The sequence below is a fragment of the Dictyobacter kobayashii genome (genome assembly GCF_003967555.1).
In the GTDB taxonomy this organism is placed as follows: domain Bacteria; phylum Chloroflexota; class Ktedonobacteria; order Ktedonobacterales; family Ktedonobacteraceae; genus Dictyobacter; species Dictyobacter kobayashii.
Map to the genome: position 1 here is coordinate 4,477,177 of NZ_BIFS01000001.1, position 14,962 is coordinate 4,492,138.

The 14,962-nt window shown below is 50.2% G+C and carries 11 protein-coding genes, 1 pseudogene and 1 riboswitch; of the genes and pseudogenes, 10 read left to right on the forward strand and 2 right to left on the reverse strand.

The features are described 5' to 3' along the window. Window positions 1-15 precede the first annotated feature (15 nt). The 6 genes and pseudogenes from EL645_RS19625 to EL645_RS19645 all read left to right on the forward strand — a co-directional run bounded on the left by EL645_RS19625 (window position 16) and on the right by EL645_RS19645 (window position 6,280). A complete protein-coding gene (locus EL645_RS19625; protein WP_126552077.1) occupies window positions 16-648 on the forward strand; it encodes an HD domain-containing protein in 633 nt (210 codons plus the stop codon). 90 nt (window positions 649-738) lie between these two features. Next, window positions 739-864: a hypothetical protein gene (locus tag EL645_RS44325; RefSeq protein WP_281276339.1), complete on the forward strand. Its 126-nt coding sequence runs from the start codon at window positions 739-741 to the stop codon at window positions 862-864. A gap of 5 nt (window positions 865-869) precedes the next feature. Next, on the forward strand, window positions 870-1,589 hold the full coding sequence (locus EL645_RS19630) for a PfkB family carbohydrate kinase (protein ID WP_161977510.1): 720 nt from the start codon (window positions 870-872) through the stop codon (window positions 1,587-1,589). 268 nt (window positions 1,590-1,857) lie between these two features. Then, window positions 1,858-3,125 (forward strand): annotated as a pseudogene (ahcY, locus tag EL645_RS19635) (adenosylhomocysteinase). A gap of 301 nt (window positions 3,126-3,426) precedes the next feature. Further along, a riboswitch (SAM riboswitch) is annotated at window positions 3,427-3,537 on the forward strand. A gap of 167 nt (window positions 3,538-3,704) precedes the next feature. Further along, window positions 3,705-4,955, forward strand: coding sequence for a methionine adenosyltransferase (metK, locus tag EL645_RS19640; protein ID WP_126554280.1), 1,251 nt, complete (start codon window positions 3,705-3,707; stop codon window positions 4,953-4,955). 176 nt (window positions 4,956-5,131) lie between these two features. Beyond that, on the forward strand, window positions 5,132-6,280 hold the full coding sequence (locus tag EL645_RS19645) for an acyl-CoA dehydrogenase family protein (protein WP_126552080.1): 1,149 nt from the start codon (window positions 5,132-5,134) through the stop codon (window positions 6,278-6,280). A 91-nt stretch (window positions 6,281-6,371) separates the two neighbouring features. Here the strand turns inward: EL645_RS19645 and EL645_RS19650 are convergent, their stop codons facing one another. Continuing rightward, window positions 6,372-8,153, reverse strand: a complete 1,782-nt coding sequence (locus tag EL645_RS19650; protein ID WP_126552081.1) for a hypothetical protein — start codon at window positions 8,151-8,153, stop codon at window positions 6,372-6,374. Window positions 8,154-8,305: 152 nt separating this feature from the next. Then, a complete protein-coding gene (locus tag EL645_RS19655) occupies window positions 8,306-9,115 on the reverse strand; it encodes an RNA polymerase sigma factor (RefSeq protein WP_126552082.1) in 810 nt (269 codons plus the stop codon). A 672-nt stretch (window positions 9,116-9,787) separates the two neighbouring features. On the opposite strand from EL645_RS19655, the gene holB reads away from it, so the two are divergent. From holB to alaS, 4 genes are all read left to right on the forward strand, one after another. Beyond that, entirely contained in the window at window positions 9,788-10,861 is a 1,074-nt protein-coding gene (gene holB / locus EL645_RS19660; RefSeq protein ID WP_126552083.1) for a DNA polymerase III subunit delta', read from the forward strand. A 79-nt stretch (window positions 10,862-10,940) separates the two neighbouring features. Continuing rightward, a complete protein-coding gene (locus EL645_RS19665) occupies window positions 10,941-11,738 on the forward strand; it encodes an enoyl-CoA hydratase/isomerase family protein (RefSeq protein ID WP_126552084.1) in 798 nt (265 codons plus the stop codon). Between the two features lie 6 nt (window positions 11,739-11,744). Next, the gene (locus EL645_RS19670; protein WP_126552085.1) at window positions 11,745-12,683 is read left to right on the forward strand and encodes a hypothetical protein; all 939 of its coding nucleotides are present in this window, start codon (window positions 11,745-11,747) and stop codon (window positions 12,681-12,683) included. A gap of 625 nt (window positions 12,684-13,308) precedes the next feature. Next, on the forward strand, window positions 13,309-14,628 hold the full coding sequence (gene alaS / locus EL645_RS19675; protein ID WP_126552086.1) for an alanine--tRNA ligase: 1,320 nt from the start codon (window positions 13,309-13,311) through the stop codon (window positions 14,626-14,628). The last annotated feature ends 334 nt before the right edge of the window (window positions 14,629-14,962 follow it).

Here is a 14,962-nt window from a genome sequence, read left to right on the forward strand (position 1 = left end):
AGGTATTGATTAGTAATGGATGCAGATGTCGTGCAAGCGGCTGCTCAATATGCAGAAGAGGTTATGGGCGGCGAGGGCTTTCGCTATGTGAGCGCGGTGGTCGCAAATTGTAAGATGTTGGCCCTCGAATTAGAGGCTCAGGAAGACCAGGCCTTTGCCATCAATACTGATGCATTGATTATCGCCGGGTATCTTCATGACATTTCAACCGTAACTCATGGTTTCCAGGATCACCAGGTTAAATCAGCTGAGATGGCGGTTGAATTCTTGCGCAAGCTTGAGGCACCGGAAGAGCTGGTGCAAAAAGTAGAGCAGGCTATTTTAACCCATACCATTGTTGCTGTACCCGATCAACCCGACGAAGCGGTGACCGAGGGTCGTATTTTATACGATGCCGATAAGCTCGGTCGCTTGAGTGGGCTTGCTGTCGTGACCTCACTGATCGAATTTGGGGCTCGCTACCCCAATAGAGCCGTTACCGGTGAGGTACTGGCGGCTATTTTACGCCACGTTGAGGAGCGTTTTATCGAGCTGTACCAATCTTTGAATACCGCTCCCGCTCGTAACATGGCGCGCGACAAGTTCAATAATACACTGGCTTTTCTGGATGGAGTCATTGAGCATCTGAGCGATGCGACTCCAATTTAAGCGCACCAGGAAAAATTAGTACGATCAAATGAAACTTTGTGAGAGAGAACTCTCTCTTACTTTCTGAGACATTTTTTATGGAGGCTAAACTTGCCTATTCTTGTTGTGGGCTCAGTAGCCCTGGATACAGTAGAAACTCCTTTTACCAGGATGGATGGCGTGTTAGGGGAGCCGCATCATATTTTGCGACTGCTGCATCCATTTATGATCAGGTAAACCTTGTGGGGATTGTGGGGAGTGATTTTCCTCGTGAACATCTGGACTTCTGGCGCAATCGCTCTGTTAATCTTGATGGTCTCCAAATTCAGGATGGTAAAACTTTCCACTGGCATGGGCGCTATCATATGGATATGAATGCCCGTGATACCCTCGATACACAGTTGGGTGTCTTTGGTGATTTCCACCCGGTCGTGCCAGAAGAATATACACATAGCCCGCTAGTCTTTCTGGCCAATATTCAGCCCGAATTGCAACTAGAGGTATTGCAGCAGATGCCCAGAGCTCAATTTACCGTTCTGGACACCATGGAGCTGTGGATAAACACTTCTCGTGCGCAATTGACCGAGGTTATGAAACAGGTGGATGTGCTCTTGATGAGCGAGGAAGAGGTCCGACAATATACCAACCAGTCGAGTATTTTGACGGCGGTGCGGCACTTCTTTACGCTTGGTTTAAAATATGTAGTGGTTAAGTTGGGTAGCTATGGAGCACTGCTCTTTGGCGCCGATGGGACCTACTTTAGCGCACCCTCGTATCCGCTGGAAGAAGTGGTAGATCCAACCGGGGCTGGCGATTCTTTTGCTGGTGGCTTCCTGGCTATCTCTCGACGGTTCAGCCAGATGCTGCGGGACGCTATGCTATTGATGATCTTAAGCGCGCGGTTGTGCATGGGAATATTATTGGATCTTTTGCCTGTGCGGATTTTGGTATTGGTGGCTTGACCCCCTTGACCCTTGATGACATCGCAACGCGCTATAATGAACTGGTCCGCTACTCTCATTTTGATCCAACCTGGAATTCAGAGAAGGTTCATTAATTATTTGTTTGTATGGTTGTGACGGTTGGCAGCAAATCTCTACGTACCCTCGTGTGTCTTTCAGGTCATGAGTGTGTCTTGAGAAATGTTGTAGAATGATTTGGAATGTTCCCGAGAGAACGTTTTCCAAGGCCATCGCAATCGTGCTTCAACGGAAGGAATGTTTTAGATACATGACAACTTCAACCCGTGGAGATGTGAAAGATCTCTCCCTGGCCCTCGCGGTAAAGACCGTATTGAGTGGGCTGCCAAAGATATGCCTGTATTGCGCCTCATTCGTGAGCGTTTTGCTAAAGAGCAGCCTCTTAAAGGCGTGCGTATGTCGGGCTGTTTGCATATTACGACTGAGACCGCTAACCTGGCCATCACCTTAAAAGCGGGTGGCGCCGACCTGGTTCTGTGTGCCTCAAATCCTCTTTCCACTCAGGATGATGTGGCTGCTGCCCTGGTTAGCGAGTATGGTATCCCTACTTATGCTATCAAAGGCGAGGACGAGAAAACCTACTATAGCCATATCAATTCTGTGCTCGATCACAATCCTCAGATGACGATGGACGATGGTTGTGACCTGGTTTCGACCCTGCATACGAAACGCACCGATCTGATCCCTACTATCATTGGTGGTATGGAAGAGACCACAACGGGTGTAATTCGCCTGCACAGCATGGAGAAACAAGGCGTACTGCGTTTCCCTGTTCTGGCTGTGAATGACTCTGATACCAAGCATCTGTTTGATAACCGCTACGGCACAGGTCAGAGCACACTGGATGCCATTATTCGCTCTACCAATGTCCTGCTTGCTGGCCGAACCATCGTGGTCTTTGGCTATGGCTGGTGTGGTCGTGGCGTCGCTTCACGTGCCCATGGCCATGGCGCCAATGTCATCGTTTGTGAGGTTGATCCTACGCGTGCCTTAGAGGCCGTTATGGATGGCTACCGTGTCATGCCTGGTGTTGAGGCTGCCGCTCTGGGCGATATCTTCATCACGGTTACCGGTGACATCAACGTGATCGATCAGGCTCATCTGGAGAAGATGAAAGACGGGGCAATAATCGCTAATTCTGGTCACTTCAATGACGAGATCAACATTCCTGCCCTGGAGAAACTTGGCGTGAACAAGCGCCGCGTGCGCGACTTTGTTGACGAGTATACCTATGCCGATGGACGCCATGTGCACCTGCTGGCTGAGGGCCGCCTGGTCAACCTGTCCGCTGCCGAGGGCCATCCCGCCAGCGTGATGGATATGAGCTTTGCTAACCAGGCATTGGGCTCAGAGTATATGCTCGAGCATGCCAAAGAGTTGAAGCCCCAGGTCTACACCTTGCCACAGGAACTCGATAAAGAAATTGCCAGACTCAAATTGCATGCCATGGGCATCAAATTTGATACGCTGACACCTGAGCAAGAGAAGTACCTTAACTCATGGGAGTCGGGCACCTAGTTTGTGCTCCCTGTGAGGCCGGCTAGCCAGCTACTGGTTAATGGTCAGTAGCTGGCTAGCCAACGCTTCTCTTTCTCTCGCTGCCTCAATGTACTCTATCCATGCATGCTTATGACGAATTGATGGCGTTCTGCTGTCAAATGTAGTATTTATCGTTCTTTTGCGATCATGTTGTGTCCCTTTAATGTAATACACATTGACATTTGGCACATCTGTAGCGTACAATCAAGAATGATGATACGCGCATAGATGGTTGTATAACCATCTGCTACATGGACAAATAAATACATGAGTGTAATCACTCTCATCAAGAGAGGTGGAGGGAAACGGCCCGATGAAGCCCGGCAACCCGCCTGTTCCTAACAGGAAGGGTGCCAATTCCGGCGGTCTATGCTATGCCGCAAGATGAGGGGAATGTGCAATGCCACACCCCTGTTAAAAAGGGGTTTTTTTTATGTCTAAGCCCCGCAAGCAAATTCTCATTTCACCTTCAGCATAGAATAATTGTAATAAACATGGCCATACATATGCATGTGTCACAAATTTTTTTCGAGAAAGGAATGGCCCATGACGAGTTTCATGCGCAGCCCTAAAACATTTTTTACCAGCGAGTCGGTGACGGAAGGTCACCCGGACAAGCTGTGCGATCAAATTTCTGATGCGATTCTGGATGCGATCCTGGTACAGGATCCTATGGCTCGTGTAGCCTGTGAGACGGCTACAACGACAGGGCTGGTTCTGGTTGCTGGTGAAATTACAACTTCAGCCTGGATCGATATGTCTGCGGTTGTACGCCAGACGATTGAACAGGTCGGTTATATCAATGCCGATTATGGTTTTGACTATCGCACCTGTGGCGTAACCACTTCTATTGGTAAGCAGTCACCTGACATTGATATGGGTGTTAGCAAATCCTGGGAGGCCAAAGGCGATAAAGTCGTTCAATTGAGCGATGATGAATTAGAGCGTATCGGCGCTGGCGACCAGGGTATGATGATTGGCTTCGCCTGTAACGAGACCCCTGAGTTCATGCCGATGCCGATTAGTCTGTCCCATAAATTGACCCGCCAGCTGTCACAGGTGCGCCGCAAATCCTGGAGTGGCCAGGGCCCGATGACATATTTGCGTCCCGATGGCAAGGCTCAGGTTACGGTTCAATATGAGCATGGTGTACCTACTCGTGTGGATACAATCGTGGTCTCCACGCAGCATGCTGATTATGTGGATCGCGAGCAGATTCGCCAGGATGTAATTGATTATGTCATTAAGCCGGTGATCCCTGCCCACCTGCTCGATGATGCGACTAAGATCTATGTCAATCCAACTGGCCGCTTTGTTACTGGCGGTCCAATGGGCGATGCTGGCCTGACCGGTCGTAAGATTATCGTCGATACCTATGGCGGTATGGCTCGCCATGGTGGCGGTGCTTTCAGCGGCAAAGATCCCACGAAGGTTGATCGTTCGGCTGCCTATGCTGCGCGCCATATTGCGAAAAATATTGTGGCGGCTGGATTGGCCGACCGCGTTGAATTGCAGATCGCCTATGCTATCGGCGTAGCACGTCCACTCTCGCTGTTTGTTGAGACCTTTGGGACCGGCAAAGTCGCGGATGAAGAGATTGTGCGCCTGATTAATGAGCACTTTGATCTGCGCCCTGCTGGCATCATCCAGGCTCTGGATCTGCGCCGCCCCATCTATCAGCCAACGGCCGCCTTCGGTCACTTTGGCCGTACTGATGTTGCTCTGCCATGGGAGGCCCTGGATAAAGTTCCTATGCTGCGTAAAGGCGTTGGCGCCAGTGTAGAAACCAATGAGGTTGTCTCACAGTAATCTGGTGTAGGTTACTTCTCCTCCATCCTTCGGGGTGGAGGATTTTTTTGTTGTGTTTTTCTGGTATTTTTTACCCCTCGCTATCCTTTGCCCCATCTACTATAATGTGTGGAGTACAGACTGTCTGTACTGATCATAGATTACATACATAGTGTGCAGAAAGGATCACCCTCTAGATGGACTTTTCACTCAATGAAGAGCAGATGGCCATTCGTCAGACATGCAGGGAATTTGCTGAGCAAGAAATTAAGCCCATTGCTGAAGAAATAGATGCCACCGGTTCGTTTCCCTATCACGTGGTTCGCCAGATGGGCGAGCTAGGGCTATTAGGATTACCTTTCCCCGAAGAATATGGTGGGGCAGGGGCAGACTTCCTTTCCTATTGTCTGGCTATTGAGGAGATCTCTCGTGGAGATGTTTCCGTTGGTATTACGATGGAGGCCCATACCTCTTTAGGCGCGACGCCGTTCTTCCTTTTCGGCTCTCAACAACAGAAAGAGCAGTTTCTGGTTCCACTGGCTCGTGGTGAGCAATTGTGGGCCTTTGGCTTGACTGAACCAGAGGCTGGCTCTGATTCAGGTGGTACCCAGACGCGGGCCGTGTTGGAGGATGGTCACTGGCATATTAACGGCACCAAGGCCTTTATTACGAATGCCGGGACCGAGATGACTGGCGGCGTTACCATTACAGCCATCACTGGCCGTACCTCCCAGGGACGCAATGCGATCTCTAATATTATTGTGCCTAAAGGTACGCCGGGCTATGTCATTGGTAAAGCTTACAAAAAGATGGGTTGGAGGGCCTCTGATACGCGTCCTCTGGCCTTTGAAGACTGCCAGGTGCCGGAAGGGAATATTCTGGGACAGCCAGGCGATGGTTTTAAGCAGTTTCTGCGCATCCTGGATGCCGGTCGCGTCGCTATTGCCGCGCTATCAGTTGGACTGGCCCAGGCCTGCCTGGATGAGTCCCTGAGCTATGCCCGGCAACGGAAACAGTTTGGACAACCAATCAGTAAGTTCCAGGCTATCCAGTTCAAGTTGGCCGATATGGATATGGAGATAGAACTGGCTCGCCTGATGTATTATAAAGCTGCCTGGTTGCATATGCAGGGGAAACCCTATACGCGCGAAGCCTCAATGGCCAAGTTGTTCGCTTCGGAGACCGCCAAACGCGCCGCCGATCAGGCGGTTCAGATTCATGGCGGCTACGGGTATATGGATGAGTATCCTGTCTCGCGCTACTGGCGCAGTGTTAAGATCAATGAGATCGGTGAAGGTACCAGCGAAGTACAGCGCATGTTAATTGCCAAGCAACTTGGCTGTTAGCCTTAGCATAACAAAAAGAAGTGGTGCTGGTAGGAGCGATTGCCCTACCAGCACCACTTCTTTTTGTTATGCCCGCGTCGCAGGCGTCCTATTATTTAGGCCATTTGAGGGTTGTGAAGGTCACATCCGACTCTGAGTTCGCATTGTTAGGATCAGGTGCCAGGTATTTGGTCCAGATGACAGTTGTGTCATTCACTGAGACAAATGCTGTACTGCTCTTATCAATAGTGTTGATCCCATTGACCATTACCTTGGCCCGGGTATCGTACATCTTGAACTCTTTTGTGCTACTGTTCTGCCAGATCAAGAATAGACCACCACTTTGTAGTCCAGTGAGGATCTCATTATCACTGACATTTGTGTTTACCGGGGCCGAACCATTGGCTGTAAAGGCCAGCAGTTTGCCCGTGGCTTCTGCATCGACCTGTGGGGTAATCACGGTAGGATCGATCTCAGTAGGATTGCCCAGCAGTTTTGAGACATCCTGTGGCGTTGTGGTAGCGTCTGCCTGCGCTGTTGCTGTAGCTGTGGGTGTTACCGTGTTGTCGGCCGCAGTCGCTGTTACTCCTGGTGTGGGAGTCGTTGTACTGGTCGCACTGGCCGTACTATTATCCCTGTTTAAGAAGAAAAGCGTATCATCGACCATCTGGGGTCTGAATGAAGCACTATCATCGCGATAGAGATAGGTCTGTGCCTGAGGATGAGGAATCCAGCGTCCCGTTTTGGACGGAGCCGCTTCCACAATCTGTTGGGTCCAGATATTGCTATTGAGTTGATGATTAGTGTTCAGCCACTCATCGGCCCAATAAATGTTATTGCCATCACTGCTAGCGGCTGGCGAAGTCAGTACGTGCTGATCCTGGGCTGTAGCCAGTTCTGTCGTTTTTGCCAACGTGTTTTGCGCAAATTGGTAATTGAGTAGATGTGATGTTCCCTTGTTATCAATCAAGGCTACCAGCGCATGGTCATTATAGAAGCTGACCCCTTGAATTGGCGTGTTTACCCAATCCGCCACCGTTGAGCTATTGAAGATGTCGCTATGGATGGTCAATGGTTTGGCGAAATCTGTTGCTGCATCTTGTTGCGCCTGTGTGTTTTGCGCATTGGGGTCCTGGCCCACATAGAGTGCTTTAAGGCTCCAGGAACCTGTTAGTTTTCCTGGTTGTGTGTCCTGTTGGGTGGTTTGCGCGTGAGTGTGTCTACCTGTGATGCGCTTTGGGGTCTCCATCTGCAACCACAATAACCAGTCTTTGTTGCCGCCCAGAAGAATCAGTGGTCGTGTGCTGGGCGTGGCAAGTAGAGGAATGCTTTCATGGTTCGTATTGGGATCGCCAGTAGTGTCAAACTTTTCTAGCATCCAATTGGAGCCGTCCTCATTATAGGCCGAGTAAAAAATAGTATTATTGCTGGTAATGGCACTGGCCACATGTGCATAGCTCGTTTGTGTCGACGTCGTGGCTGTATCCGCCTGAGCTATCTCCACGCGCGAGATAATTACCGGGTTGGATGGGAGCTGAACAACCTGCTGTCCTTGATTGGCTAGAAACAGGAGCGATATCAGGCCGCTTAACATGACAACGACCAGGAAAGAGGCTGCCAGGCCAATAATGGCAAAATGCTGGCTCTGACGCGACCGGCGTGGCCGCGTGGCTTGAATTATCGGGAGTGGTCCCGTATCCGCGGTTGAGAACGCTGCTAATGAATCAGCATGCTCTGTTTGTTTAGCCAGATCTTTAAGATAAGGTGCAAGAAATACTGGTGTAGGCGTTGAAGAAGCTGAAGCAGGGGTACGTTGCAGGAAACGCACATGTTCAGCCGCTAACGCCTGCATCAGCTTGCTATGAGCATCTTGAGATGGCTCAATCGCTGGCATCGAACGTATGCGCTCCCCTACAAATTGGTATTGAGCGTATGCGTCTTTGCAATCTGCACAATGCGCCAAATGATGTTCTAATTCGGGCGTATCCGTCGGATCTTGCTTTTGTTCACGATATATGGCGAGCAATGCCCGCGCCTGACGACAGTTCAATCTTCACCGACCTCTTTTTGATACAATCCAATAAATCGTTCTCTTGCTCGCATTAAACGCATCTTTACTGCTGAAGAACTAATACTTAGTACTTCGGCAATTTCTGCGCAAGATAAACCATCATTTTCGTAAAGCCAGAGGCACACTGAATATTTCTGTGGTAGCTGTCGAAAAACCCGTTCAACGATTTCTCGATCTGCTACTCGACTTTCAAAGCGTCCGCCGTCGTACCCATTGCGCTCATACATAGAACTAACTGAGCTGGAACGTACCTCGCCACCGTTCTCTTCATTGTTATTAAAGCCCTCTCCCGAAGTCCCTCCGGAATCTGAAACCATGCCCGCGCCAATGCCGCGATCCTCATTAAACAATGAAAGTGGTAGCCAGGAAATCAAGCGTCTACGTCGCAGGGAATCTGTTGTCGTGTTGGCCGCTATCCGATACAGCCACGCCGATAATGCCCCGGGTTGGACGACCGTTCCTCCTAAAAGTGCTTTGTAGGCCTTTACGAATACATCTTGAGCAAGGTCATAAGCCTGTTCTCTATTGCCTATCAGATGATAAATGAAGTTGGTAATTGGCATTTGAAAACGGGTAAAAATAGCCTCAAAATCGGCGACATTTACCTGCTCTGGTGGTGCCTGTTCTTCCGACTGGGATTGCTCCGAAGCTTCAATTTCTTCGAAGGCACTCTCCTCGCCACCGTCTTCATCCTCTGACATAGGAATAGTCGAACGGCTTTGTTCATCGTTTGCTGATGAACTCAATTTGCTATTCGTATTGTAGAAACGTATAGAGGTATCCATCGGTTACATCGGCCTTGTATAATGCAGATTTTTTACATACTTCTAAGAGAGTACACAGGTGTATTGTTAGCATAGCATATTATAATTACGTATGCTGTGAGCTAATAGACGTTTCCGTATATTGGATTACACCACTCTCGGTAAAAGGTAAAACATTTTTTGTCTGTGGTTGGGATAAGAGTTGCTTGCGAGATTTCTAAGCGTAGTAACCACGAGCACTTACAGGGGACAGTATACCATATATCTCTTGAGATTGATGCTGCTCCTGTCGCTTTTGCTGGAATAAATTGCTACTCTAAAGAATACCAAGCATTTTCTCGGCTTTTAAGGGCTTACCGCTCAACCTTATTAACTCATCCATACGAGAGTATACTGATGATTGCTCAGGGCTTTTGATTTTCTTCTTTGGCGCCTGCGGCGCCAGGGTGGGGGTGTGGAGTGCGTGGTGGGCGGCTGCGGCCGCCCACCACGCACTCCACACTTGAAAGAAGGTCCATCGTATCGCTTGCTCGTGATCTCCCTGCGAGCTCTGGAGGAACATGAACAAGCACTGAAGCAAGCCAGTGCTTGTTCGTGCGGCCGCTCACCAGACACACTCCACACCTGAAAGAAAGGAGATCGTATGGCTTGCTCGTGATCGCTGGACGGACATGAAAAAGCCCTGATGATTGCTTGCAAGAGCTTGCCATTGTAGAGCATTTTTGTTACTATGTTGGCATGGGAAGCCATCAGGTACAAACACCAGGTTGGAATATTGTTGGCCACGGACATGCTGTGGATATCCTGCGCCGTACATTGGCGGCACAGCAGGTACGCCATGCTTATTTATTCGCGGGCCCGGCTCGAATCGGCAAAAGTACGCTGGCCCTGCGTTTCGCCCAGACCCTGTTATGTACTGGTGGGCCCGACCCCCATATCTCTCCTCAGGAGCCGTGCAATAGCTGTCTCTCCTGCCGTAAAGTCATGCATGGCAATCATCCCGATGTGCATGTGATTACAAAAGCTGCCGATAAGCAATTTATCCTGATCGAGCAGGTGCGCGCCCTGCAATCCGATGCCTCGCGCCGTACGTTAGAAGGGCGACGCAATATCTTCATTATTGAGAATGCCCAGGATATGAATGTGCAGGCCGCGAACTGTATTTTAAAAACCCTTGAGGAGCCAGAGGCGGATGTGGTCCTGTTGCTTACCGTTCCAGATACTGGATTACTCCTGCCAACAATCCTCTCCCGTGTCCAGCAGGTGCCGATGCAACTGCTGACCTCACAGCAGATCAAGCAGGCCCTTGAACAACAGTGGGAGGTAGAGCCGGAAGAGGCTACTCTGGTTTCCGCCCTGGCTGCTGGTCGCTTAGGCTGGGCTGTGCAGGCTGTGGAAGAGGAAGACCTATTGGATGAGCGTAAAGCTCAACTGGATGTATTGACGAAGCTGCCAGCCGTGACTAAAGTGCAGCGCTTTGATTTTGTTCAGCGCTTAGGGACCGATGGCGAGAAACTGCGACATATGCTTGAGTTGTGGTTGCTGTGGTGGCGTGATATGGTATTGGCAGCAAATGGTTGTCTTGACCTTACCGTTAACGTCGATATGCGCGATTTATTAAAGACGCAATCCGCTAAGGTTGGGACCCATGAGGCTGAGCGTATGGTGCGTGCTATTCTCCAAACTCAGGAGTCCCTGGATCAAAATGTGAACGCACGGGTGGCCCTCGAAGTGCTGATGCTGGATACACCGACGATCAAGCTGTAATCAGTACTCTCTACTCCACTATCCCTCAGCTTCAATTAGATCGCACTATCCATTACCATTCAAGGAAGAGGTGTATGCTATGCGCAGCGATTTTCAACATGTGCTGGTTCAATTCGATGCTGGTGTTTTGACGATTACAATGAATCGCCCAACGGTCTTAAATGCTTTTAATGATCTGATGTTGCAAGAAATGATCGAGATTGTGGAGGCGACCGCACAGGATGAGGAGATCCGTTGTGTGGTGTTGACCGGAGCGGGTCGCGCTTTTGGCGCTGGTCAGGATCTTTCGCTCTTTGCCAATGCTCAAACTGAAGAGAGTGCCTCGACTGCCCATGAACATTTACGTGCCTATCATCGTCTGGTTATGGGCCTGCAGCAACTTCCCCAGCCTGTGATTGCGGCTATCCATGGAGTAGCTACCGGCATCTCGCTTAATATCGCCCTGGCATGCGACCTGCGTATCGCTGCCGATAATGCCCGCCTTTCAGAGGCATTCGCGCGTATCGGCTTGGTTCCCGATGGTGGTGGTGCCTACTTCTTGTCGCGTTTACTAGGTTCGGCTAAGGCTCTAGAACTGGCGTTGCTGGCAGAAGAGATCAATGGTGCCGAGGCCGAGCGCATCGGATTGGTCAACAAGTGTGTTCCGCTGGCAGACTTTGAAGAGGTTGTTATCCTGCTGGCCCGGCGCCTGGCCCATGGACCAACACGTACCTATGGCTTGATCAAGCAACTATTTCATGAGTCGCAGGATAAAGATCTGGCAGCCGTGCTACAATTAGAGGGTGACTTTCAATCCAGGGCAATTAACACTGCCGATCATCGTGAGGGCGTTCAGGCTTTTATGCAGAAACGTCCCCCCAGATATAGCGGGAAATAGCAAATCGTGCGTATTGATACTCTTTCTTCTTATAATAGCCAGATGCAAGGCAAGGAGCGGCGCGAATGGTTTCGCCAGCATGCGCCGCAGCATCTCAAAAATTGTGCTACCTTCGTTTCACGCGGCCTGCTGCAGCGCTCCGTAGGTACCTCCAGGAGTAGCCTGGTACTAGGGGCGGGAGCCTGTACCGAGGTTCCGTTATCCGATATCGCCCGTTCCTCCGATGAGGTGGTGCTGGCCGATCTGGATCTCAATTCGATGCAGCGTGGTAGGGATGAACTGCTGGCGGCCTCGCTACGCAAACGTGTCCGTTTTGTGCAGTGCGATATCAGTGGTGGCGTGAGCAGCAATCTCACGCGCCTGCTGCGCCGCGAAGATTGGAAAGCCCTGGCTGCTCAAGGTAGCCGGGCTTTCTTTGATGCCGCCGCAAAGTGCCTTGAGCAAAGTGTTGTGCCCGATCCACCTGTGATCCATACCCTGCGCTCAGGTGACTTTGGCCTGGTCGTTAGCTCGATTGTGCTCTCGCAGCTATTCAGCTATCCACTCCTGGATATCCTGGATCGTGCCCAGCAGGTAGCGCCAGAGCTAATGGTGGATCAAGAGCGCCATCGACGCTATCAGGATGCGGCCCAGGCTTTTCGTATCCGTGTTATCAATGCGCACCTTCACTATCTGCGTGAATTGCTCGACCTGGGTGGCGTAGTCGTCTTGTTAACCGACATTCGTGGTTTCGCCTTTGACGTATACGGCACCGACCACGATGCCACCCATCGTCGCGTCTTACCTCTTGTACCACGTATCTTTCCCGACCTCGTCAAAAATGCCTTTGAGATCGTCGAAGAAGCCCAATGGGAATGGCTCACCGACCTGCCCGACAAGGAACGTCCGGGCCGTGGCTACGAGATCGCCGGTTATATCCTCAAACCCCAATCACATCAAGGATAAACAAGTTCATGGTGTGCTTGACACATTTTTGTGGGTTAGGTATACTGCCTGTACAATACTTAGAAATCGTTACGAGGGACGAGTACATGTTGCTCTGAGCGCCAGCGAGTCGGAAGTGGTGAGAGTCCGATATCTCAGCAAGCTCATGGAATGCCCCCCTCTGATCCGGTGTAAGCTGGATCGCGATGCGGGACGAACACAACACAGGTTGTCAGTAATTCTTGCCGGTCGCCCTCCGTTATCCAGGGGCAGGACATCGAATACAATGCTATTCAATCGTATGAGCGCAGCTGCCTGACAGGCGAATCAGTTTTTGTAACTGACCAATTCGAATAGCTGATGCTTTTTATAGCTAGCTAGCTATGCATTCCGTGTCTGATAAGAGGGAAATCGCATATACAACGTGGCTTCCAATACAGGTGGTACCACGGGTTTTGATAAAGAACTATCAGCCCGCCCTGAGTTATAACTCGGGGCGGGCTTTTTGTTTGGTTTGCGGTGCGCCTATCTCTCTTTTCTACCACTTGTAAGTAGCTGTGCATGGTATCGTAGGTGGTTCGCCCTTCTTCAATTGAGCAGTGAGGGCGCTAGATAGTAAACAGATCATGAGAGAAATAAGGAGAAAATGATGAAGAGCAATGAGATTCGGCACACCTTTCTGGACTACTTTCAGCACAAGCAGCACAAATACTTGTCAAGCAGTCCGCTTGTCTTGTCGTCAGACAAAAGCTTGTTGTTTGTGAATGCAGGTATGGTGCCCTTTAAAAATGTGTTCCTGGGCCAGGAACAGTTGCCGTATACGCGGGTGTGTAGTAGCCAGAAATGTTTGCGCGTTTCAGGCAAGCATAATGATTTAGAGAGTGTGGGCAGTTCTCCACGACACCATACCTTTTTTGAGATGCTGGGTAACTTCTCCTTTGGAGACTACTTCAAGCAAGAGGCAATTCATACCGCGTGGGAGCTTTTGACCCAGGTCTACCAGCTGCCTGTGGAGCGTCTCTGGATCTCTGTATATAAGGATGATGAGGAGTCGGCGCGCATCTGGGAAGAGGTTGGTGTGCCGCGCCAGCGCATCCTGCCTTTTGGGGATGAGGATAACTTCTGGTCTATGGGTGAGACTGGCCCATGTGGCCCGTGTTCCGAGATCCACTATTATCGTGGTTCAGACCCGAGTAAGCAGCGTCCCGAAGGCGTAAACTCTGCGGACGATGATTATATGGAGATCTGGAACCTGGTGTTTATGCAGTATAATCGTGATGAGCAGGGAAGCCTGACCCCTTTATCCGCATTCTCTGTCGATACCGGCATGGGTCTGGAACGCCTTACAACGGCGCTACAGGGCGTTCAGAGCAGCTATGAGACCGATCTGTTTCTACCCATCTTGCAGCGTTTGCTGGAGCTCAACCGGCAAGGCAATGCACATTATCAACAACATCAGCCAACGTATAATGCGATTGCGGATCACAGCCGGTCGTTGGCGTTTTTGATTGCGGATCATGTCGTTCCTGGCAATAATGGTCGCGACTATGTCTTGCGGCGCCTGATCCGGCGGGCGGCGTATATGGGACGTACCCTGGGTCTGGAGCAGCCCTTTCTGGCATCGGTCGCGCAGGTGAGTATCGATATACTTGGCCAGCAGTATCCTGAACTACAGCAAAGTAGTGCTGATATTCAGGCGCTTCTAACGGCTGAAGAGAAACGTTTCCAGCGCACTTTAAGCAGAGGATTGCGTTTTCTGGAGGAGGTGTGCCAGCAATTGACACAAGCTGGCCAGCGCACACTACCAGGTCCTGAGGCATTTAAGCTGTATGATACCTTTGGTTTTCCACTTGATCTGACCCAGAAAATACTGGCGGAGCGTGGCCTGAGTGTCAGTATGCAGGCTTATGAGGAAGAACGCTTGAAACAGCAGCAACGTTCCCGCCAGCATGCAGCATTCAAATAAGCCATCTGATTTCTTATAGTTTTATACATCTTTTTTAGAGTGCTCAGGTGATGATTGGCTGGCAAAAAATCGTCACTTGAGCTCGTTGATCCCTGATGATCACATGTTATTCTGTGCCAAATTATGGTTTTTACCTTTTACTTAGCCTTATCATAAGGCTTGCCATGCGATTTTACGCTATGTTAACGCAGAAAAACGCAATATTTTCCTTGATTTTGCGCATTTATGCGGTTATTATAGAAGTAGTACTGCAATTTGATGCGGGTTTGTAGAGGGAGATGGGGTGGTATATGGATGATTTTAAAGTGAACAATGTGTTGAGAATGAAAGGTTG

What these genes read in the sequence shown, in the direction of transcription:
- EL645_RS19625 (WP_126552077.1), top strand. Translation starts at nt 16, where the DNA reads ATGGATGCAGATGTCGTGCAAGCGGCTGCTCAATATGCAGAAGAGGTT.
- metK (WP_126554280.1), top strand. Translation starts at nt 3,705, where the DNA reads ATGCGCAGCCCTAAAACATTTTTTACCAGCGAGTCGGTGACGGAAGGT.
- EL645_RS19645 (WP_126552080.1), top strand. Translation starts at nt 5,132, where the DNA reads ATGGACTTTTCACTCAATGAAGAGCAGATGGCCATTCGTCAGACATGC.
- EL645_RS19650 (WP_126552081.1), bottom strand. Translation starts at nt 8,153, where the DNA reads ATGCCAGCGATTGAGCCATCTCAAGATGCTCATAGCAAGCTGATGCAG.
- EL645_RS19655 (WP_126552082.1), bottom strand. Translation starts at nt 9,115, where the DNA reads ATGGATACCTCTATACGTTTCTACAATACGAATAGCAAATTGAGTTCA.
- EL645_RS19665 (WP_126552084.1), top strand. Translation starts at nt 10,941, where the DNA reads ATGCGCAGCGATTTTCAACATGTGCTGGTTCAATTCGATGCTGGTGTT.
- alaS (WP_126552086.1), top strand. Translation starts at nt 13,309, where the DNA reads ATGATGAAGAGCAATGAGATTCGGCACACCTTTCTGGACTACTTTCAG.